The organism is Streptomyces kurssanovii (assembly GCF_040677245.1).
Lineage (GTDB): Bacteria > Actinomycetota > Actinomycetes > Streptomycetales > Streptomycetaceae > Streptomyces > Streptomyces kurssanovii.
The window spans coordinates 1-20,252 of record NZ_JBFAQK010000042.1 but is presented as its reverse complement, the minus strand read 5'-3'; the positions used below and the strand labels follow the sequence as shown (position 1 = coordinate 20,252).

The following is a 20,252-nucleotide window of genomic DNA, read 5'->3' as shown; positions in this document are numbered from 1 at the left end:
GGAACCGGACGGGGGCCACAGAGCACGGATCAGACGAGCAGACCCGGGATGGTCGCCTCGTGCGCCGTACGCAGCTCGCTCAGCGGGATGCTGAACTCGCCCTGCACCTCGACGGCGTCCCCGTCCACCACACCGATACGGGTCGCGGGCAGACCGCGGGCACCGCACATGTCGTTGAAGCGGAGTTCCTCGCTGCGCGGGACGGCGACGACCGCACGGCCGGCCGACTCGCTCAGCAGGAAGGTGAACGCGTCCAGACCGTCCGGAACGACGAGCCGCGCACCCTTGCCGCCACGCAGGCACGACTCCGTGACCGCCTGGATCAGGCCGCCGTCGGACAGGTCGTGCGCCGCGTCGATCATGCCGTCGCGCGAGGCCGAGATCAGGATCTCGCCCAGCAGCTTCTCCCGGTCGAGGTCGACCTTCGGCGGCAGACCGCCGAGGTGGTCGTGGACGACCTGGGACCAGGCCGAACCGCCGAACTCCTCGCGGGTGTCGCCGAGCAGGTAGAGCAGCTGCCCCTCCTCGGCGAACGCGATCGGCGTCCTGCGGTTGACGTCGTCGATCACACCGAGCACCGCGACGACCGGCGTCGGGTGGATCGCGGTCTCGCCCGTCTGGTTGTAGAGCGAGACGTTGCCGCCGGTCACCGGCGTGCCCAGCTGCAGACAGCCGTCCGCGAGACCACGCGTGGCCTCGGCGAACTGCCACATGACGTCCGGGTCCTCGGGGGATCCGAAGTTCAGGCAGTCGGAGATCGCGAGCGGCTTCGCGCCGGAGGCGGCCACGTTGCGGTACGCCTCCGCCAGCGCGAGCTGCGCACCCGTGTACGGGTCGAGCTTCGCGTACCGGCCGTTGCCGTCGGTCGCCATGGCCACGCCCAGGTTCGACTCCTCGTCGATCCGGACCATGCCCGCGTCCTCCGGCTGCGCCAGCACGGTGTTGCCCTGCACGAAGCGGTCGTACTGGTCCGTGATCCACGCCTTCGAGGCCTGGTTCGGGGAGGCGACCAGCTTGAGGACCTGCTCGCGCAGCTCCTCCGCGTTCGCCGGACGGGCCAGCTTGTTCGCGTCGTCCGCCTGGAGCGCGTCCTGCCAGGAGGGGCGGGCGTACGGGCGGTGGTAGACCGGGCCCTCGTGGGCCACGGTCCGCGGCGGCACGTCGACGATCTGCTCGCCGTGCCAGAAGATCTCCAGGCGCTCGCCCTCGGTCACCTCACCGATGACGGTGGCGATGACGTCCCACTTCTCGCAGATCTCCAGGAACCGGTCCACCTTGTCCGGCTCGACGATCGCGCACATGCGCTCCTGCGATTCGCTCATGAGGATCTCCTCCGGCGAGAGCGTCGCGTCGCGCAGCGGCACGCTGTCCAGCTCGACCCGCATACCGCCGGAGCCGGCGCTCGCCAGCTCGGAGGTGGCGCAGGACAGGCCGGCGCCGCCGAGGTCCTGGATGCCCGCGACGAGCTTCTCCTTGAAGATCTCAAGGGTGCACTCGATGAGGAGCTTCTCCTGGAACGGGTCGCCGACCTGGACGGCGGGCCGCTTGGCGGGACCCGTCGACTCGAAGGTCTCCGACGCGAGCACCGAGACACCGCCGATGCCGTCGCCGCCGGTGCGGGCGCCGTAGAGGATCACCTTGTTGCCGGGGCCGGACGCCTTCGCGAGGTGGATGTCCTCGTGCTTCATCACACCGATGCAGCCGGCGTTGACCAGCGGGTTGCCCTGGTAGCACTCGTCGAAGACGACCTCGCCGCCGATGTTGGGCAGGCCCAGGCAGTTGCCGTAGCCGCCGATGCCCGCGACCACGCCCGGCAGGACGCGCTTGGTGTCGGGGTGGTCGGCGGCGCCGAAGCGCAGCGGGTCCACGACGGCGACCGGACGGGCGCCCATCGCGAGGATGTCGCGAACGATGCCGCCGACGCCGGTGGCCGCGCCCTGGTAGGGCTCGATGTACGACGGGTGGTTGTGCGACTCCACCTTGAAGGTGACGGCGTAGCCCTGGCCGACGTCGACGACGCCGGCGTTCTCACCGATGCCGACGAGCATGGCGTCGTTCTCGGGCACCTTCTCGCCGAACTGCTTCAGGTGGACCTTGCTGCTCTTGTACGAGCAGTGCTCCGACCACATGACGCTGTACATCGCGAGCTCGGCACCGGTGGGACGGCGGCCCAGGATCTCGCGGATCCGGGCGTACTCGTCCTCCTTGAGGCCGAGCTCCTTCCACGGCTGGTCGGCGTCCGGGGTCTCGGTGGCGTGCTTGACGGTGTCCAGAGTCATGCTGCGACCAGCTTCTTGAGAACGGAGGTGAAGAATCCGAGCCCGTCGGTACCGCCGGTACCGATCAGCGGCTCCACGGCGTGCTCGGGGTGCGGCATCAGACCGACCACGTTGCCCGCGGCGTTGGTGATGCCGGCGATGTCGCGCAGCGAGCCGTTGGGGTTCAGGTCCAGGTAGCGGAAGGCGACACGGCCCTCGGCCTCGAGCTCGTCGAGCACCCGCTCGTCGGCGACGTACCGGCCGTCCATGTTCTTCAGCGGTACGGAGATCTCCTGGCCGGACTCGTAGTCCGCGGTCCAGGCGGTGTCCGCGTTCTCCACCCGCAGCTTCTGGTCACGGCAGATGAAGTGCAGATGGTTGTTCCGCAGCATCGCGCCCGGCAGGAGGTGGGCCTCCGTGAGGATCTGGAAACCGTTGCAGATACCCAGTACCGGCATACCGGCCTTCGCCTGCTCGATGATCGTCTCCATCACCGGCGAGAACCGGGAGATGGCACCGGCGCGCAGATAGTCGCCGTACGAGAAACCTCCGGCGAGGACGACCGCGTCGACCTGCTTGAGGTCCTTGTCGCGGTGCCAGAGCGGTACCGCCTCGGCGCCGGCGAGCCGTGCGGCACGCAGCGCGTCCTGGTCATCGAGCGTTCCGGGGAAGGTGACGACGCCGATACGAGCGGTCACGACTCCACCTTCACGACGAAGTCCTCGATGACGGTGTTGGCGAGGAACGTTTCAGCCATCTCATGGATGCGGGAGAGCGCGGCGTCGTCGACCGGCCCCTCCACCTCCAGTTCGAAGCGCTTTCCCTGACGGACGTCCGCGATCCCGGCGAATCCCAGTCGCGGCAGTGCACGCTGCACCGCCTGTCCCTGGGGGTCGAGGATCTCGGGCTTGAGCATGACGTCGACTACGACGCGAGCCACGGGCACTCCCGGTGGTGTGTTGCGAGGGCGGTTCCCTCAGCGTACCCGCCCGGAAAATCTACGCGGGTAGATATCAAACCCGCCCACCACGAAATCCAAGGAAAGATTGCCGGGCTCCATTGTGAAGGACACGCGCAAGTAATTGCCGGGGCTTCACAATGCGCGCCCATCCGCTGTACAAAGGAATACAGAGGAAAGCAGCATTGCCCCTCGACGGCCGAATAACCGGTATCGCCGCACGTCACAACCCACGCCGTTCCGGCGATACCGCAGGGAAAGGACCGATATCCGTGGCTCAGCGAGTGGTGGTCACGCTCTCCGACGACATCGACGGCGGAGAAGCGACGGAAACGGTCACGTTCGGCCTCGACGGGAAGTCGTACGAGATCGACCTCAATCTCTCCAATGCAAAGAAACTGCGCAAGGCACTGGCGCCCTACATGGCGGCCGGACGAAAGCAGACGAACAGCGGCAAGCGCGACAAGCCGCGCGCCGTCGCGTACCGGCACACCGCCGTCGAGGCCGCACCGGCGGCCGTCCGTGCGTGGGCACAGTCCAACAAGATGGACGTGCCGGCCCGCGGCCGCATCCCCAAGCGCGTCTACGAGGCGTTCCGCGAGGCCAGTTGAGCGACGCCCGCCGCGGCCGCGCCGAACGGAGTTGCACTGCACCCCAGGTGATCCGCTAGAGTCTGGAGCACGCCGAGGGGCAAGCCGAAAGGCCCGCCTCGAGCAGCGTGCGGGTGTAGTTCAGTAGTAGAACATCCCCCTTCCAGGGGGAAGGCGCAGTGTGCAATTCCTGTCACCCGCTCTGCATCGCTTTACCGTCCACGGATGTGGATCAGGTACAGTGGTGGACGTACCGCCCGGTGAGAGCCGAGCGGCAACAATGCGGACGTGGCTCAGTTGGTAGAGCATCACCTTGCCAAGGTGAGGGTCGCGAGTTCGAATCTCGTCGTCCGCTCAGAGAACGAAGGCCCCGGTCATTGCGACCGGGGCCTTCGTCGTGCTCCGGGGCTTCTTCACGGCCGGGCTTCTTCATGGCCCGACCCCTCTTCACGGCCGGGCTTCTCTTCACGGCCGGGCTCCTCTTCACCGTCCGGGACGGGTCGGCGTCGACGGCATCGGCCGCGCCTGGCACATGACCGGCAAAGGCGATGCGACCGAGGCCGCGCGCCCGGCACGGCAGCGGACCTGGTGCGTCCCGCGTGCACGATGTGACAGTGCCCACAGCCCGCGCGCCGGAGGCCCGGCCGCCGAACCATGATCGCGAACGCCCACCGAGGCTGCCGAGGCCCCCGAGCCGGGCCCTCGTGACGACTGTGGGGAGCTCGACCGAGAAACGTCCGCGGTCGACGATCAGCCGTACGGTGTGCCGGGAATCCCTTCGGGCAGCGCGAGTTGACCACCGGAGCCCGATCGGAGTGCGCTCGCCCGCTGCCTCGGGACAGGTCCGGATGATCAGCCGGCCGGTCGGGCCGGCTCCGCGTCGCCATGAGCTGTCACCGGCTCGGGATGCGATGTGGAACGCTCTCCTGTCCGGCGCCACCGGGCCCTGATGAGACCTCCGGACGGCCGCGCGTCTCGCGCATCGCCGAGTTTGGGTATAGTGGGCTCCGCGCTACGGCGCATGCGGACGTGGCTCAGTTGGTAGAGCATCACCTTGCCAAGGTGAGGGTCGCGAGTTCGAATCTCGTCGTCCGCTCAATGGAAGAAGCCCCCGGCGTTCTCGCCGGGGGCTTCTTCGTGTCCGGATGTCCCGCTAGGACCAGGTTGCGCCCGTCAGGAGCTCGTAGGCCTCCACGTACTTGGCGCGGGTCGCCTCCACGATCTCCTGCGGCAGCGCGGGCGGCGGCTGCTCGCTCTTCCGGTCCCAGCCGGACGCCGGTGAGGTCAGCCAGTCCCGGACGTACTGCTTGTCGTACGACGGCTGGGCCCGGCCGGGCTGCCAGCTCGCCGCCGGCCAGAAGCGGGACGAGTCGGGAGTGAGCACCTCGTCGGCGATGAGCAGCGCGTCACCGTCGAAGCCGAACTCGAACTTCGTGTCGGCCAGGATGATGCCCCGCCCGCGTGCGATGTCACGCGCCCGGGAGTAGACGGCGAGGGTCGACTGGCGCAGGTGGGCGGCGGTCTCGGCGCCGACCTGGCGGGCGACCTCCTCGTAGCTCACGTTCTCGTCGTGGTCCCCGACGGCAGCCTTGGTCGCGGGCGTGAAGATCGGGGCGGGGAGCTCCGAGCCGTCGCTGAGCCCCTCGGGGAGCGCCAGACCGCACACGGTGCGGCTCTGCCGGTATTCGGCGAGTCCCGATCCGGTGAGGTAGCCGCGGGCGACGCACTCGACCGGGACCATGCGCAGCGACTTGCACACCGTGGTGCGGCCGGCCCAGTCCGCGGGCGCGCCGGGAGGCAGCTCGGTGGAGATGACGTGGTTGCCGATCAGGTCCTCGAGCCGTTCGAACCACCACAGCGAGAGCTGGGTCAGGACCCGGCCCTTGTCGGGGATCTCGGTGGGCAGCACCCAGTCGTACGCCGACATGCGATCGCTGGCGACCATCACGAGGTCGCCGGCCTCGTTCTGGTACAGGTCGCGCACCTTGCCGGTGTGCAGATGCACCAGGCCTGGCACCTGCAGCGGCTCGGGCTTTTCGACGAATCCGGACACGGTTCCTCCCCGTGGCTGTGAACAACAGCTCCGATTGTCCCGTACGCGGGCGGGACCCACCTGGTCAGGGTGCGGGAGGCCCCCCGCGGCGGCCCGGCGGGGTGCCGAAGTGCCTGGGCTGTACCGCCCTCGCGACGTCCGGAGAGGGCTAGTCACGTTTGCAGATGCGGTCCAGGAGATTGGCGGTCGCCCGCTGGATCCGGGGGTCGACATGCCCGGGCCGGTCCAGGGCGGGGGACCACGCGAACGTCCCCGAGGCGAAGACCAGGGCGCCGGACGGGGCCCGGTAGAGGGAGGTCTCCTGGTGGCGGACCGTGCCGTCGCCGTCCCGGTACGGGGAGTGGGCGAGCAGGATCCGGCCCTCGTGCTCGGGCAGCGCCGTGCGCGGGAAGTACCGGTCGGCCTCGCCGGCGACCAGGCCGGGCAGCTCGTCGCCCTCCCCCGCACCGGTGGCCTCCCACAGCCAGTGGTCCGCGTTCCGTACGACCAGCGGGGACGGCTCGGGCACCCGGCCCGCGTACTGGATGCCCAACAGCTGCTGCTCGGCGCGGTCCACCTCCCGCCACAGCGCGGACCTTCCCGGGCCGCGGCGCTTGCGGCAGGTCAGCAGCCGGTCGGCCACGCCGGACGGCGACGGGGCGAGCTCGACCTGCCAGTACATGGTGTTGGCGGAGAGGAAGACGAGCGACGTCCCCCGGTCGCGGGCCAGCTCCACCGCCCGGCGCATGGGGGCCGACCAGTACTCGTCGTGGCCGGGGAAGACCAGGCCGCGGTAGCGGGCCGGGTCGATCCGTCCGGCGTGCAGGTCACGGGTGTCGGCGTAGGCGAGGTCGTAGCCGTACCGCTCGGCCCAGCGGATGAAGTCGTAGGCGTGGCCCACATGGAGCGGGAGGCCGGCGCCCGCGTACGGACGGTCGAAGGAGACCGTGGTGGCGGCGTCCTCCTCGCCCAGCAGCCTGCCGTCCTCGTCCCATGCGTGATAGAGGCTGGCTCCGGTGCGGCCGTCCTCCGGGTAGAGGTTGTACGCCTGCCAGGTGACGTCGGGCAGCAGCAGAAGCAGGTCCGCGGGATGGTCGGCGCGGACGGTGAAGGGGATGTGCGAGCGGTACCCGTCCAGGGTGGTCAGCACGGCGACGTAGGCGCCGATGGACCAGTACGAGGGGATCTGGAGCCGCCACGAGAGCCACCAGTGGTGACAGGAGACCGTGCGGTCGGCGGTGAGCGGGGGAGGCTGGACGATCCCCGAGAGCCGGGGACTCGTGGTGATCTTGGCGGCGCCGTCGCCCCCGTAGTGGCCGATCCGGTAGACGTCGACGGAGAACTGCTGCGGCGGGTCCACCGTGATGTGGAAGTCGACGGCCTCACCGGGGGCGGCGGCTCCGGGACTCACGAACCCCTTGATCTGACGGCGCACGTCGTCCGCGGTACGGGGGCCGCCGGAGCCGCCGCGGGCCAGGCTCGGGTCGGCGTACCAGGGGACCACCTGGCCGGTGTCGTCGAAGTAGTTCTCACTGCCGCGCAGCCAGGGCAGCGGGCCCTGGCCGAAGGGATCGGAGACGGCGTGCGCGAGAGCGCCCGATTCCCATCGCCGGATCTGGTCCGCCCCCATGCCTGCCCCCTCCCTCGGGTGCCCCAGTGACAACCGCGCCGCGCCGACCTGTTCAGCGCCGGTCTCCAGCACATCACATTACGCATGCGGTCCGTCACCGTTCGTCGCGAATTGACGGCAAGGAGACCAGAAACGGAAGAGACCGCTCCGCATCTCGCTCCCCCGTCACGTCCGGCACCTGGGGGCCCGGGACGGGCCGGGAACAGCCCGTACGGCGAGCCTCCGCCGCCCAGCGGTCCCGCCCCGACGGGCGCCCATCAGACAAGGCGGACCGGCTTCTCCGGACGGACCCCGAGAGAACCGAGCCAGACGCGCAGCGGCTGCGCGTCGCCGTCCTCCACCAGGCTCAGCACGGGTGCCGCCAGATCCGCCCGGCGCTCGCCGTCGACCAGCAGCGCCGGACCGTCGAGCCAGTCCAGACCCGGCACCGCGCCGACGGTGTCGACCGCCGTGCAGCACACCATCGCGACGACATGGTCGGCGAGCAGCTCGCGCCCGGTGCGCGGCGGCTGCAGCGGCATGAGCGGCAGCGGATCACCGCCGCCCCAGAGCGCCAGGGCGTCCTCGGACGCGTCCACCGGATGCTCCCCGGCCTCGGCGGCGGGCTCTGCGAGTGCCTCCTCACGCGCCACCCGGGCGGTCAGCACGGCGGCCAGGGCCTCGCTCGCCTCTCCACCGGGCCGCGCGGACAGATGGTCCATGACCCGGACCAGCGTCGGGCCCTGCGGCCCCGTCGACGGCGCGACGCCGAGCTCGTCGAGAACCTGATGGATACGGGCCGCTTCCGTACGCCACTTCCGGTCCACGACCTCCTCCGGATACTGCTGCCAGTCGACCGGCGCCCAGTCGGGGCCCTGGCCGGCGGGACCGCCGTGGAAGAGGCGCGCGGCCAGCAGCGACGCCGCCTCGTCCACCGCGCCAGGCTCCTCCAGCAGGTCGCAGGCGGGGCGCTCGCCGAGCCGCGAGGTGAAGCCCTCCGCGAGGCGGTCCCGGCGTGACAGCTCGGTCAGGGCGGACACGACACCGGCGTCCAGCCGGGACGGCCAGCGGCCCATCCGCCAGGCGGGCAGTGCCACCCTGGTCAGCAGCCGGTCCCAGCCCGCGTAGGCCAGCCCGACCTGCTCCTGCGCCACGATCCGCAGCCCGTAGTCCACAGCCTGTGCACGCTCCGACGCGGCTGCGGCGACCCAGCGCTCCATGCCCGCGGCATGGTCCTGGCAGCCGCGGAGCAGCAGCTTCGCGGTCCTGCCGACGAAGCCGGACAGCAGCTTGCGCGTCCTGCCCTGACCGGGGCGGGCGGCATCGGCGACGACCGCGTCCAGCCCCCGCACGAATCGGCGGGCGGCGGCTATGTCGGGGTCGGCGGCGGACCCGGTGCCCGCGACGACCGGCGCGAGCACCGCGCGCAGCTCTGCCACCCGCATCCACCACAGGAACGGCGAACCGATGACCAGCACCGGAGCAGCGCCCGTGCGCCGCCGGCCGCCCGATATCGAATGGGCCGGGTGCGACCGGTCCTCGAGCCAGCTGTCGCAGTCCGGGGTCAGCGCCAGCGCGGACGGAGCGGGCACTTCGAGACGCTCCGCCAGGTCCCTCACCAGCCGGTAGAGGTCCGGGGCGGAACGCTCCGGCAGTTCCACGGTCGGACTCAGCGCGGGGGAGGCCCGCACGATCACCGCGGTCACGACCGCGGCGGTCACCAGCACGACCAGCGCGCAGACCGTGACGACCCAGCGGGCGATGTCCCAGCCGCCGCCCTCCATCTGTCCCGTGGCCCCGCCCGCGAACAGGACGACGGCGACGGCCGCCGGGAGGAGCGCCACCGCGACCGCCCTGCTGCGGATACGCAGCACGGCCAGCGCCTCGGCACGCGCGCCCCTGGCGCCCATCGACTCACCGATACCGGTACCGGACACGGCCGGACCTCACCCCCTCTGCCCTGCGACGGTGTTGGTCACTCCCCCACTGTGGCATCGCCCACTGACATCGCAATGCCGGTGGGCCAAGTGCCGGAATGCTTGCGCCGCACCATAGTTGGGGCTTCGGCGGCCGTCATCCGGATGGGGAAGCCGTCACCCGATGGAATGGCTTTGGGCAAAGGATCGCCCGCCCGGACGGAATGTCCGGGCGGGCGTCGTACGGCGGTGCGAGGTGTCACCCGGCGGCCTTGCCGGGCGTCACGAGCTCGGCACGGACCGGGGGGCGAAGGCGGCCGCGGTCGGCCGTTACGCGAAGGCTGATCCGGCGTGTCCGGGCGGACGCGGCCTGTGCGCGAGGAGCCGGCCGGGCCGGCTCAGGCGCCGGGCCGGACCTCGGCGGCCTTGCGGGCGATGTCCGTACGGTGCTGGGAGCCGTCGAGGCGGATCCTGCCCACGGCGCGGTAGGCCCGCTCACGGGCTTCAGTGAGGTCCTTGCCGGTCGCCGTGACCGACAGCACCCGGCCTCCCGCGCTCAGGACCGCGTCGCCGTCCCGCTTCGTACCGGCGTGCAGGACGTACGCGTGGGGCGCGTCCTCGGCCGCGACGGCCTCGAGGCCCTCGATCGGGTCGCCGGTGCGGGGGGCCCCCGGGTAGTTGTGGGAGGCGACGACGACGGTCACGGCCGCGTCGTCACGCCAGGTGAGCGGGGGCTCCGTGTCCAGCGTGCCCTTCGCCGCATGGAGCAGGACGCGCGCCAGCGGCGTCTTGAGACGGGCCAGGACGACCTGCGTCTCGGGGTCGCCGAAGCGGGCGTTGAACTCGATCACCCGCACACCGCGCGAGGTGATCGCCAGGCCCGCGTACAGCAGGCCGGAGAACGGCGTGCCACGGCGGCGCAGCTCGTCCACGGTCGGCTGGAGCACGCTCGCCATGACCTCGTCGACCAGCTTCGGGTCGGCCCAGGGCAGCGGCGAGTAGGCGCCCATGCCGCCCGTGTTGGGTCCCTCGTCGTCGTCGAGAGCGCGCTTGAAGTCCTGCGCCGGCTGGAGGGGAAGGACCGTCACGCCGTCGGTGATGGCGAACAGGGAGACCTCGGGACCGTCGAGGAACTCCTCGATCACGATCCGGCCGCAGGCCAGCGCGTGCTCGCGGGCGGCGGCGACGTCGTCGGTGACGACGACACCCTTGCCGGCCGCCAGGCCGTCGTCCTTGACGACGTACGGGGCTCCGAAGGCGTCGAGCGCCACGTCGATCTCGTCCGGGGTCGTGCAGACGTAGCTGCGCGCCGTAGGCACTCCCGCGGCGGCCATCACATCCTTGGCGAAGGCCTTGGAGCCCTCGAGCTGCGCCGCCTCCTCGGAGGGGCCGAAGCAGGGGATGCCCGCCCGGCGCACGGCGTCGGCGACACCGGCGACGAGGGGAGCCTCGGGGCCGACGACGACGAGCCCGGCTCCGAGCCCGGTGGCGAGCTCCGCGACGGCCGCGCCGTCCATCTGGTCGACCGGATGGAGCTCGGCGACCTCAGCGATACCGGCGTTTCCGGGCGCGCAGTGCAGAGCGGTGACGTCGGGATCGAGGGACAGAGAGCGGCACAGGGCATGTTCGCGGGCGCCGCCGCCGATGACGAGGACCTTCACGGCAGTCAGCCTAACCGCCGGACGCCACTGCCTGTCGTACGGGCCTCCGAGGGAGGGCCCGCTACTCGTTCGTATATTCCTCCACGACCGTGGCACCGAGCTCGCGCACGATGAGGTCGTGGCCGGACAGCGCGGAGTCCACCAGGTCCGGATCGTCCGCCTCCGGGACGTCGTCCTCGATGGACACCGGGGGCGGTGCGTACTGCTCCGCGGGACGGGGCGGCTCGGGCGAGGACTGCTGCGCCGGAGCCGCGGCGGCCTGTGCGGAGGCCTGGTGCGACTGCTGCGACGGGGCCCGGTCGTACTGCGGCGCAGGGGCGGCGGGGGCAGGCGAGGGCGGGGCGGCGGGGGCGGCCGCCTGGGGCCTGCCCTGGCCGTAGCCGCCCTGGCTGCCGTAGCCACCGGGGCCGCCCGACGGGGGAGCCGTGCCTCCCGGGCCGCCGGAACCGCCGGACGGGTCGACGATCGCCTCGACCTTCCACTGCACGTTGAACTGCTCGGCCAGCGCCTGCTTCAGGACCTCCTCGCTGCCGCTGCTCGCGAAGTTGTCCCTGGCGCCGGCGTTGATGAAGCCGAGCTGGAGGGTCGTGCCGTCGAAGCCGGTCACCTGTGCGTTCTGGCTGAGCAGGATCCAGGTGAAGCGACGGCGGTTCTTGACCGCCTCCAGGATCTCGGGCCACATGTTCCGCACCTGGCCGGCGCCCTGCGCCAGGCCAGGTCCGGGCGCGGCCGCGGCGGGAGCCGGGGCCGCCGGGGCGGGAGCGTGGGCCGGCGCGGGAGCGGCAGGCTGCGGTGCGCCCTGGCCGGGGGCGGAGGCCGTGGGCCAGCCGCCGGGCCGGCGAGCCGGCTCCGCGGTCCCGGCCGCGCCGGCGGTCCCGCCGGGGCCCGCGGTCCCCGGCCAGGCGCCGGGGCGGGACGCCGCGGGCTGCGGCTGCTGGTGCGGCTCCGGCTGCGGCGGCCGCGGTGGCTGCTGGGGCGATTGCTGAGACTGTTGTCCGATGGGCGGCGCGACGGGCTCGGGCGCCAGGCTCTGGGCCGGCGCGGGAACCGTGGGAGCCGCGTCACCGCGCGCCGCGGCACGGGCGACGGCGGGGCCGGCACCCGGCGGCACGGGCGCGTGCGCCTGGGCGTCAGGCCCGGGCACGTATCCCATGGCGGGGCCCTGGCCGGCGGGCGAGAACGACGCCCCGCGCTCCAGGCGGTCCAGCCGGGCCCGCACCGACCGTTCGTCGTCGAACGCCGCCGGCAGCAGCACCCGGGCGCAGATCAGCTCCAGCTGCAGTCGCGGCGACGTGGCGCCCCGCATCTCGGTCAGGCCGGTGTTGACCAGGTCCGCGGCCCTGCTGAGCTCGGCGGCGCCGAACACGGCGGCCTGTGCCTGCATCCGCTCGACCACGTCCGCCGGGGCGTCGATCAGTCCCTTGGTGCCGGCGTCCGGCACCGCGGCGAGGATCACCAGGTCCCGCAGCCGCTCCAGCAGGTCCGCGACGAACCGGCGCGGATCGTTCCCGCCTTCGATGACGCGGTCCACGACCTCGAAGGCGGCGGCTCCGTCGCCCGCCGCGAACGCGTCGACGACGGAGTCGAGCAGCGAACCGTCCGTGTACCCGAGCAGGGCCGTCGCCATGGCGTATGTCACACCGTCGTCGGCGGCGCCGGCGAGCAGCTGGTCCATGACGGACATGGAGTCACGCACCGAGCCCGCGCCGGCCCGCACGACCAGCGGGAGCACGCCGTCCTCCACCGGGATGCCCTCCCGGCCGCACACCTCCGCCAGATACGCCCGGAGGGTCCCGGGCGGGACCAGCCGGAAGGGGTAGTGGTGCGTACGCGACCGGATGGTGCCGATGACCTTCTCGGGCTCGGTCGTCGCGAAGATGAACTTCAGATGCTCCGGGGGCTCCTCGACCACCTTCAGCAGGGCGTTGAACCCCGCCGGGGTGACCATGTGGGCCTCGTCGATGATGTAGATCTTGTACCGGCTGCTCGCGGGGCCGAAGAAGGCCTTCTCGCGCAGCTCACGCGCGTCGTCCACACCACCGTGCGAAGCGGCGTCGATCTCGATGACGTCGATCGAGCCGGGCCCGGTGCGCGCCAGGTCCTGGCAGGACTGGCACTGTCCGCAGGGGGTCGGCGTCGGTCCCTGCTCGCAGTTCAGACAGCGGGCGAGGATGCGGGCGCTGGTCGTCTTTCCGCAGCCGCGCGGCCCGCTGAACAGGTACGCGTGATTGACCCGGTTGTTGCGCAGGGCCTGCTGGAGCGGGTCAGTGACATGCTCCTGACCGATGACCTCTGCGAACGACTCGGGGCGGTAGCGGCGGTACAGCGCAAGGGACGACACACCTACGAGGTTATCGGGGCCCACCGACAACCGGAGCCGCCCGGATCCCCCGCGAACGCAAGCGCCCCCCACGCACCCGCCAGAGCCGACCTACCCTTGCTGCCTTCCGGCCCTGGGGGAGTTCAGTCAGATAGCGCCACGTGAGGGGCTGCACCCAGGCTACCCGATGCCGGGGAGTGGTCATGACCCCCGGGAGGAAGATCGGGAAGGTGTTCGCGAGCACTCCTCAACGTCTTGTATTGTTTGCGGCGGAGGATTCGCCTAGTGGCCTAGGGCGCACGCTTGGAAAGCGTGTTGGGGGCAACCCCTCACGAGTTCGAATCTCGTATCCTCCGCCAGTGCCTCACCGGGCACGATGTCGAAGGGCCCCACCGTTCGCGGTGGGGCCCTTCGTCGTTTCCCGTCCCGGACGGGCGGGGCGAGGCGTGCTTCCCGCGCCGGAGGGCGCGGGCTCGCACCCCTGGGCCACGGGCACGGCGACGTAGCACGGGCCGGGAGTCCGGCGGGCGGGATCGGGGGCAGGTCGGCCGGATCCGGCGAAAAGGGCATGGTTCCGGCCAACCTCCGCGAGCTGCGGGACCGCAGACAACCGACAGGGCCGTCCTTCGCCTCTCACAGGCGGGACACAGCTTCGCGACGGGGGGCCGCGTCGTTTCGACGAGGGCGGCCGGATGTGCGAGCGGGCTGTTGATCCATCTCCCGTCAGGCACTCGGATATGAGGATTGATGACCAGATCCCACCATGCCCGCCTGTGGCGCCCCGCGATCGCCGCGGGCGCGGCGATCGCCGTCACCGCCGGTGTCGTCGCCGCAGCACCCGACGCCCGGAAGGCACAGACCAAGCCGAAGTTCAGTCTGATCGCCGCCTCCACGTCGGTGACCCTCGACTCCTGGAAGGAAGAGCCCGGCGTCTACCTCGACCTCGGGACCTACCTCACCGCCGAGAACGGCCCCCTCGAGCTCAAGGTGACCCGTAAGTCCTACAAGGACCCGGTCGTCGCCACGCAGATCATCCGGCAGGGGAACAAGGCGCCCAGGACCAAGACCCTGCCCGCGGGGCTCGTGAAGGACTTCTCCGGGCTCCCCGGCTTCGTCCGGATCACGGTCACCGACGCGTCCGGCAAGACCGTGGTGACCAAGGACGAGGCGTTCTGCCCGAACAACGCCTCCGGCCGGGTCCGCCCCGACGCCCCGGCGAAGTCGAAGTATCCGCAGAGCTGTCCCACCAACCCCTTCACGCTCGGCTCGGTGTGGGGGGTGGAGAACGGCTGGGCGTCCAACACGTACTCCGGCTTCTACACCGCGCCGGTCGCCCTGCCGGCCGGCAAGTACACCGCGAAGGTGTCCGTGGCCAAGCGCTACCGGGACCTGTTCGGCATCGCGGACAAGCCGCAGACGATCAGCGTGACCGTGCGGGAACGCAGCTGGGAGGAGGGCATGCGCGCGTCCGCGGCCAAGGGGCACGCGGCCGGCCACGCGGAACACTCCGGTCACTCGGGACACAGCGCGACGCGTCCCGCGGCGCCCGCGGCCCCCACCAGCGGCGCGGGTCCGTCGTACAACGCGGGCCACGGGCCCTACCCGTCCGCTCCGCCCGCCCTGCCGTGGGCGCTGAAGAAGGCCGGCCTCAGGGCCGCCGAACAGGCCGGCGACGGTGCCGGACGGACCGACGGCTCCCGCCAGGCCCCCGCGCTGAAGCCCAACGCGAACCGGCCGGCGGGCAAGGCATCCGTGCCGAACGTGCCGAAGCCCGACCTGCGGTCGCTGCCGGCGTACGGCATCCAGATCAGCGACGGCGGGGACGACGTCCCCGGCAAGGACTATCTGGCGTTCAGCGCCAACGTGTGGAACGCGGGCCCCGCACAGCTCGTGGTGGACGGCTTCCGCTCCCCCGGCAAGAAGCTGATGGACGCCTACCAGTACTTCTACGACGAGAAGGGCAAGCAGGTCGGCTACGCCCCGACCGGCACCATGGAGTGGGACCCGCGGCCGGGGCACGAGCACTGGCACTTCACCGACTTCGCCAGCTACCGGCTGCTCAAGGCCGACCAGAAGGAAGCGGTGCGCAGCGGCAAGGAGGCCTTCTGCCTGGCCAACACCGACGCCGTCGACTACACGGTGAAGAACGCCAACTGGCACCCGGAGAACACCGACCTGTCCACCGCGTGCGGCCAGGAGAACTCGATCTCCGTCCGTGAGGTGCTGGACGTCGGCTCCGGCGACACGTACACCCAGGACCTGCCCGGCCAGTCCTTCGACATCACCGACCTGCCGAACGGCACCTACTACATCCAGGTGCTGGCCAACCCCGAGAAGCGGCTCCAGGAGACCGATCTCGACAACAACAGCGCCCTCCGCAAGGTCGTGCTGGGCGGCAAGCCGGGCGCCCGCACGGTGAAGGTGCCCGCGCACGACCTGGTCGACGCCAACTGACGTCAGCCCGACAGCAGGGCCGGAAAGCTCCGGCGGACGCCGGTCCCGGGACACCTTCCCGGGGCCGGCGTCGCACGTTTGTCCCCCTCAGGGGCCACTCTGCCCCCGCCCGCGAAAAAAATCTGCCGCGTCATGTCGAGAACCCACCGCCGGCTCCGACGTCCCCTGTGAGAGTTGCCCGAAGGGGGCGACCGACCGGCCACAAGGAGCGCGTCATGAAGTACCTGGTGATGATTCAGGGCACGCAGGCGGACTACGAGGCGATGAGCGGCAACGGCTCCGAGAACGCCCCGGCCTGGAACGAGAAGGACATGCAGGCGATGTTCTCGTTCATGCAGAGCATCAACGACGACCTCGCCGAGTCCGGTGAGCTCGTCGACGGACAGGGCCTGGCCGAGCCGGCGAAGGCCCGGCACGTCCTGTCCGGCAAGGACGGCCGGCCGGTGATCACGGACGGGCCGTACGGAGAGACCAAGGAGGTGCTCGCCGGGTACTGGGTCCTGGAGTGCGAGAGCCTGGACCGCGTGACGGAGATCGCGTCCCGCATCACCCAGTGCCCGGCCCCCGAGGGCACCACCGAATACCCCGTGGTGATCCGGCAGATCATGGACGGCGGAGGCGATGTCTGCTGATCCCGGCCGCGTCGAGGACCTGCTGCGCCTGCACGCGCCGCAGGTCCTCGGCGCGCTGGTGCGCCGCTACGGCCACTTCGACCTGGCGGAGGACGCGGTCCAGGAGTCGCTGCTCGCGGCGGCGCAGCAGTGGCCCGAGGGCGGCGTACCGGACAACCCGCGCGGCTGGCTGATCAGGGTCGCCGCTCGCCGACTGACGGACCTGCTGCGCAGCGAGGAGGCCAGGCGCCGCCGTGAGGAGACGGCGGGCCGGCTCGCCCCGCGGGACGCCTTCACCGGGCCGCCGCCCGGCGAGGCACGCGCACCGTCCGAGGACGACACGCTCACCCTGCTCTTCCTGTGCTGCCATCCCGAGCTCAGCCCGCCCGCGCAGATCGCCCTGACGCTGCGGGCGGTGGGCGGACTGACGACCGCCGAGATCGCGCGGGCGCATCTGGTGCCGGAGGCGACGATGGCGCAGCGGATCAGCCGGGCGAAGCAGCGGATAAGGGGAGTGCCGTTCCGGCAGCCGGGCCCGCAGGACCGCGACGCCCGGCTCGCCGCCGTGCTCCAGGTGCTCTACCTGATCTTCAACGAGGGGTACACGGCGACCTCCGGCCGCCAGCTGCACCGCGCCGAACTCGCGACGGAGGCGATCCGCCTCGCCCGGGCGGTACGCCGCCTGCTGCCCGCGGACGGTGCGGTGACCGGGCTGCTGGCGCTGATGCTGCTCACCGACGCCCGCCGCGCGGCCCGCACCGGCCCGCACGGAGAGCTGATCCCGCTCGACGAGCAGGACCGCACCCGCTGGGACCGCGCGGCGATCGCCGAGGGCACCCGGCTGGTGGAGGAGGCGCTGGCACAGGGCCCGGCGGGTCCGTACCAACTGCAGGCGGCGATCGCCGCGTTGCACGACGAGGCCCCGAGCGCCGACCGGACGGACTGGCCGCAGATCCTCGCCCTGTACGACCTTCTCGTCGCCCGCGCCCCCGAACCGATGGCCCAGCTCGGCCGGGCGGTGGCGACGGCGATGGTGCACGGCCCGCGTGCCGGGCTCGCCGAAGTGGCCCGCCTCGAGGACATGCTGAGCGGCAGCCACCGGCTCGAATCCGTACGGGCGCACCTGCTGGAGAAGGCGGGCGACGTCGACGCGGCCCGTGCCGCCTACCGCTCGGCGGCCGCCTCGACCTTGAGCATCCCGGAGGCCCGCTACCTCCAGGCCAGGGCCGCCCGGCTGAGCCCGTGACACCCGCGTGGCCCTGCCGCCACAGCCGTGGCACCGCCCGGCGCTTCGCTGGCGGCGCACCGGCCGCCGGGTGATCATCAGGGCATGGACGCCACGATTCACCTCGCCCAGCGACCGGAGGCCGACGAACTCCTCGGCCGCAGCCCCCTCGCCGCCCTGATCGGGATGCTCCTCGACCAGCAGATCCCCATGGAGTGGGCGTTCACCGGCCCGTACACCGTGGCGCAGCGCCTGGGCACCGACGATCTCGACGCCGCCGAGATCGCCGCCTACGACCCGGACGCCTTCACCGAACTGCTGCGGGAGAAGCCGGCGGTCCACCGCTACCCCGCGTCGATGGCCAAACGGGTTCAGGAACTGTGCCGGTTCCTCGTCGACGAGTACAGCGGCGACGCGAGCGCCGTCTGGACGGAGGCGGCCGACGGTGCGGACCTGCTGGCGAGGCTGAAGGCGCTGCCCGGGTTCGGTGAGCAGAAGGCACAGATCTTTCTGGCCCTCCTGGGAAAGCAGTACGGCGTGCGTCCCGAAGGCTGGCGGGAGGCGGCCGGCGCGTACGGCGAGAAGGACTCCTACCGTTCGGCCGCCGACATCACCGGCCCCGAATCGCTCGCCAGGGTGAGGGCGTACAAGCAGGAGAAGAAGGCCGCCGCCAAGGCCGCCAAGGCCACGCAGACGGCCAGGACCCTGAAGGCGACGAAGACGGCGAAGACCGCCGGGTCCGCCAAGCCGACGAAGTCACCCAGGAAGCCCTGAAGAGCCGGGAGTTGAAGTGGATGAGGCGCTTCCGTGCGCTGATGGGGGGAAATGCGCCATGAGTTACGGCACAAGTGTTCACAGGGGCGACAGAGATCGCTAACTTCCCCTCAACCCTCGTTCACATCGGGAAGGACCTCTGTGAAGGCAACCCATCGCAGAGCCGTGGCCACCGTGGCCGCTGCCGCACTCGCGACCCCGCTCCTGCTGGCATCCGCCTCCCCGTCCGCTGCGCACCGTCACGACCCGGGCGACCGGGCGGCCATGGACGCGTCGAAGCTGGCACGGAAGCTGGTCCAGAAGTCGTCCGCGGACGACGCTTTCGAGCACCTTGAGAAGTTCCAGCAGATAGCGGACAGCACGGGCGGCCACCGCGCCGCCGGTTCGCTCGGTCACGACGCCTCCGCCGCGTACGTGTACCAGCAGATGAAGAAGTACGGGTACGACGTCTCGTACCAGCGCTTCGACTTCATCTACACGGAGACGCTCGCCGAGAAGCTCTCCGTCGTCGCACCGACGCCGCGTGACGTCGAGATCGCGGCCATGACGTACACCAAGTCCACTCCTGTGGGCGGCATCAAGGCCGCTGTGGCGGCGGTGCCCGTGGACGACACGACGGGCTGCGAGGCGGCCGACTACGCGTCGGACACCTTCACCGGCAAGATCGCGCTGATCAAGCGCGGCGGCTGCAGCTTCGCCGAGAAGCAGGCCGCCGCGGCCGCCGCCGGCGCGGTCGGCGCCATCGTCTACAACAACACCGAGGGCAGCCTGTCCGGCACCCTGGGCGACCAGGCCTCCGCGAAGATCCCGACCGGAGGCATCACGCAGGCCGAGGGCGAGAAGCTCGCCGCCGACCTCGCCAAGGGCCCGCTGGAGGTCTCCTTCGAGGTCCGCGAGCTCCAGGAGAAGCGCAGCACCAACAACGTGATCGCGGAGACCCGCCGGGGCAACGCCGCCAACACGGTGATGCTCGGCGCCCACCTCGACTCGGTGACCGCCGGCCCCGGCATCAACGACAACGGCTCCGGCTCCGCCGGCCTGCTCGAGGTCGCGGAGGAGCTCGCCAAGCGGGAGAAGCAGCCCACCAACAAGGTGCGCTTCGCCTGGTGGTCGGCCGAGGAGAACGGACTGCTCGGCTCCGAGCACTACGTCGCGAACCTCAGCAGCCTGGGGAAGAAGGAGATCAAGCTCTACCTCAACTTCGACATGATCGCGTCGCCGAACTACGGACTCTTCGTCTACGACGGCGACAACTCCGACGGCGTCGGCTCGGGCGCCGGCCCGACGGGCTCCGCGCAGCTCGAGCGTGACATCAACGAGTTCCTCGACAAGCGCGGCACCCCGCACGAGGGCACCGACTTCACCGGCCGCTCCGACTACGGGCCGTTCATCGAGGTCGGCATCCCGTCCGGCGGCACCTTCACCGGCGCGGAGGGCATCAAGACCGAGGCGCAGGCGAAGAAGTTCGGCGGGTCCGCAGGCATCGCGTACGACGTGAACTACCACGCCGCGGGCGACGACATCAGCAACATCAACATGAAGGCGTTCGCCGTCAACATCGGCATCATCGCCAACGCCGTGGGCACCTACGCCCACGACATCAGCTCGCTGCGCAAGCCGGTCACGACCGTCCCGACGGACGGTGACGCGGGCAGCGGCGGCGGCCTGCACGACGGTCACGACCACGAAGTGACCGAGTAACACCCCACGTCGCACCCGGCCGCTCCGCCCACGACGGGCGTCGGCCGCAGCGGTCGCGGGGCGGGGGGGCGGCGGGCCGGGCGGCCGGCCCCCCGCCCGGCGCGGGCGAGCTCACCCCCGCCCGGGGACACCAGGCAGAGCCC

The 20,252-nt window shown here is 71.4% G+C and carries 14 protein-coding genes, 4 tRNA genes and 1 other RNA gene; 10 read left to right on the top strand and 9 right to left on the bottom strand.

What is annotated here, in order from left to right:
- Positions 1–29: 29 nt before the first annotated feature.
- Genes purL through purS form a run of 3 tightly spaced genes read right to left on the bottom strand, consistent with a single transcriptional unit; the run spans position 30 to position 3,198 of the window.
- Positions 30–2,279, bottom strand: coding sequence for a phosphoribosylformylglycinamidine synthase subunit PurL (gene purL / locus AB0K36_RS24855; protein ID WP_364598316.1), 2,250 nt, complete (start codon positions 2,277–2,279; stop codon positions 30–32).
- Positions 2,276–2,956 carry a phosphoribosylformylglycinamidine synthase subunit PurQ gene (purQ, locus tag AB0K36_RS24850; RefSeq protein WP_364598313.1) on the bottom strand — a complete coding sequence of 227 codons (681 nt, stop codon included), beginning with the start codon at positions 2,954–2,956 and terminating at the stop codon, positions 2,276–2,278. The genes purL and purQ overlap by 4 nt, the downstream gene beginning before the upstream one ends.
- On the bottom strand, positions 2,953–3,198 hold the full coding sequence (gene purS / locus AB0K36_RS24845; RefSeq protein WP_005315325.1) for a phosphoribosylformylglycinamidine synthase subunit PurS: 246 nt from the start codon (positions 3,196–3,198) through the stop codon (positions 2,953–2,955). The genes purQ and purS overlap by 4 nt, the downstream gene beginning before the upstream one ends.
- Before the next feature lie 290 nt (positions 3,199–3,488).
- Here purS and AB0K36_RS24840 point away from each other — a divergent pair, with 290 nt between their 5' ends.
- From AB0K36_RS24840 to AB0K36_RS24825, 4 genes are all read left to right on the top strand, one after another.
- A complete protein-coding gene (locus AB0K36_RS24840) occupies positions 3,489–3,827 on the top strand; it encodes a histone-like nucleoid-structuring protein Lsr2 (protein ID WP_244258208.1) in 339 nt (112 codons plus the stop codon).
- A gap of 109 nt (positions 3,828–3,936) precedes the next feature.
- Positions 3,937–4,008: transfer RNA gene (locus AB0K36_RS24835), tRNA-Gly, on the top strand.
- An 80-nt stretch (positions 4,009–4,088) separates the two neighbouring features.
- A tRNA-Gly gene (locus AB0K36_RS24830) sits at positions 4,089–4,161 on the top strand.
- 668 nt (positions 4,162–4,829) lie between these two features.
- Positions 4,830–4,902: transfer RNA gene (locus AB0K36_RS24825), tRNA-Gly, on the top strand.
- Positions 4,903–4,959: 57 nt separating this feature from the next.
- Here AB0K36_RS24825 and AB0K36_RS24820 read toward each other — a convergent pair.
- The 6 genes from AB0K36_RS24820 to ffs all read right to left on the bottom strand — a co-directional run bounded on the left by AB0K36_RS24820 (position 4,960) and on the right by ffs (position 13,518).
- On the bottom strand, positions 4,960–5,859 hold the full coding sequence (locus tag AB0K36_RS24820) for a phosphoribosylaminoimidazolesuccinocarboxamide synthase (protein ID WP_364598309.1): 900 nt from the start codon (positions 5,857–5,859) through the stop codon (positions 4,960–4,962).
- A gap of 148 nt (positions 5,860–6,007) precedes the next feature.
- Positions 6,008–7,468, bottom strand: a complete 1,461-nt coding sequence (locus AB0K36_RS24815; RefSeq protein ID WP_364598306.1) for a N,N-dimethylformamidase beta subunit family domain-containing protein — start codon at positions 7,466–7,468, stop codon at positions 6,008–6,010.
- A 257-nt stretch (positions 7,469–7,725) separates the two neighbouring features.
- On the bottom strand, positions 7,726–9,384 hold the full coding sequence (locus AB0K36_RS24810) for a M48 family metalloprotease (RefSeq protein WP_364598303.1): 1,659 nt from the start codon (positions 9,382–9,384) through the stop codon (positions 7,726–7,728).
- A gap of 377 nt (positions 9,385–9,761) precedes the next feature.
- The gene (purD, locus tag AB0K36_RS24805) at positions 9,762–11,024 is read right to left on the bottom strand and encodes a phosphoribosylamine--glycine ligase (RefSeq protein ID WP_364598300.1); all 1,263 of its coding nucleotides are present in this window, start codon (positions 11,022–11,024) and stop codon (positions 9,762–9,764) included.
- Positions 11,025–11,085: 61 nt separating this feature from the next.
- The gene (locus tag AB0K36_RS24800; RefSeq protein WP_364598297.1) at positions 11,086–13,365 is read right to left on the bottom strand and encodes a DNA polymerase III subunit gamma and tau; all 2,280 of its coding nucleotides are present in this window, start codon (positions 13,363–13,365) and stop codon (positions 11,086–11,088) included.
- Positions 13,366–13,419: 54 nt separating this feature from the next.
- Positions 13,420–13,518: signal recognition particle sRNA small type (gene ffs, locus AB0K36_RS24795), an RNA gene on the bottom strand.
- Between the two features lie 97 nt (positions 13,519–13,615).
- On the opposite strand from ffs, the gene AB0K36_RS24790 reads away from it, so the two are divergent.
- The 6 genes from AB0K36_RS24790 (at position 13,616) to AB0K36_RS24765 (ending at position 20,109) form a co-directional block, all read left to right on the top strand.
- A tRNA-Ser gene (locus AB0K36_RS24790) sits at positions 13,616–13,703 on the top strand.
- 388 nt (positions 13,704–14,091) lie between these two features.
- On the top strand, positions 14,092–15,798 hold the full coding sequence (locus tag AB0K36_RS24785) for a lysyl oxidase family protein (protein ID WP_364598294.1): 1,707 nt from the start codon (positions 14,092–14,094) through the stop codon (positions 15,796–15,798).
- Positions 15,799–16,013: 215 nt separating this feature from the next.
- A complete protein-coding gene (locus AB0K36_RS24780) occupies positions 16,014–16,430 on the top strand; it encodes a YciI family protein (RefSeq protein WP_364598291.1) in 417 nt (138 codons plus the stop codon).
- Positions 16,420–17,655, top strand: a complete 1,236-nt coding sequence (locus AB0K36_RS24775) for an RNA polymerase sigma factor (RefSeq protein WP_364598289.1) — start codon at positions 16,420–16,422, stop codon at positions 17,653–17,655. Before AB0K36_RS24780 ends, AB0K36_RS24775 begins: the two co-directional genes overlap by 11 nt.
- 84 nt (positions 17,656–17,739) lie before the next feature.
- On the top strand, positions 17,740–18,408 hold the full coding sequence (locus AB0K36_RS24770) for an HhH-GPD-type base excision DNA repair protein (RefSeq protein WP_364598286.1): 669 nt from the start codon (positions 17,740–17,742) through the stop codon (positions 18,406–18,408).
- Between the two features lie 165 nt (positions 18,409–18,573).
- A complete protein-coding gene (locus AB0K36_RS24765; RefSeq protein WP_364598391.1) occupies positions 18,574–20,109 on the top strand; it encodes a M28 family metallopeptidase in 1,536 nt (511 codons plus the stop codon).
- Positions 20,110–20,252: the final 143 nt, after the last annotated feature.

What these genes read in the sequence shown, in the direction of transcription:
- AB0K36_RS24775 (WP_364598289.1), top strand. Translation starts at nt 16,420, where the DNA reads ATGTCTGCTGATCCCGGCCGCGTCGAGGACCTGCTGCGCCTGCACGCG.
- AB0K36_RS24780 (WP_364598291.1), top strand. Translation starts at nt 16,014, where the DNA reads ATGAAGTACCTGGTGATGATTCAGGGCACGCAGGCGGACTACGAGGCG.
- AB0K36_RS24815 (WP_364598306.1), bottom strand. Translation starts at nt 7,468, where the DNA reads ATGGGGGCGGACCAGATCCGGCGATGGGAATCGGGCGCTCTCGCGCAC.
- AB0K36_RS24785 (WP_364598294.1), top strand. Translation starts at nt 14,092, where the DNA reads ATGACCAGATCCCACCATGCCCGCCTGTGGCGCCCCGCGATCGCCGCG.
- purL (WP_364598316.1), bottom strand. Translation starts at nt 2,279, where the DNA reads ATGACTCTGGACACCGTCAAGCACGCCACCGAGACCCCGGACGCCGAC.
- AB0K36_RS24770 (WP_364598286.1), top strand. Translation starts at nt 17,740, where the DNA reads ATGGACGCCACGATTCACCTCGCCCAGCGACCGGAGGCCGACGAACTC.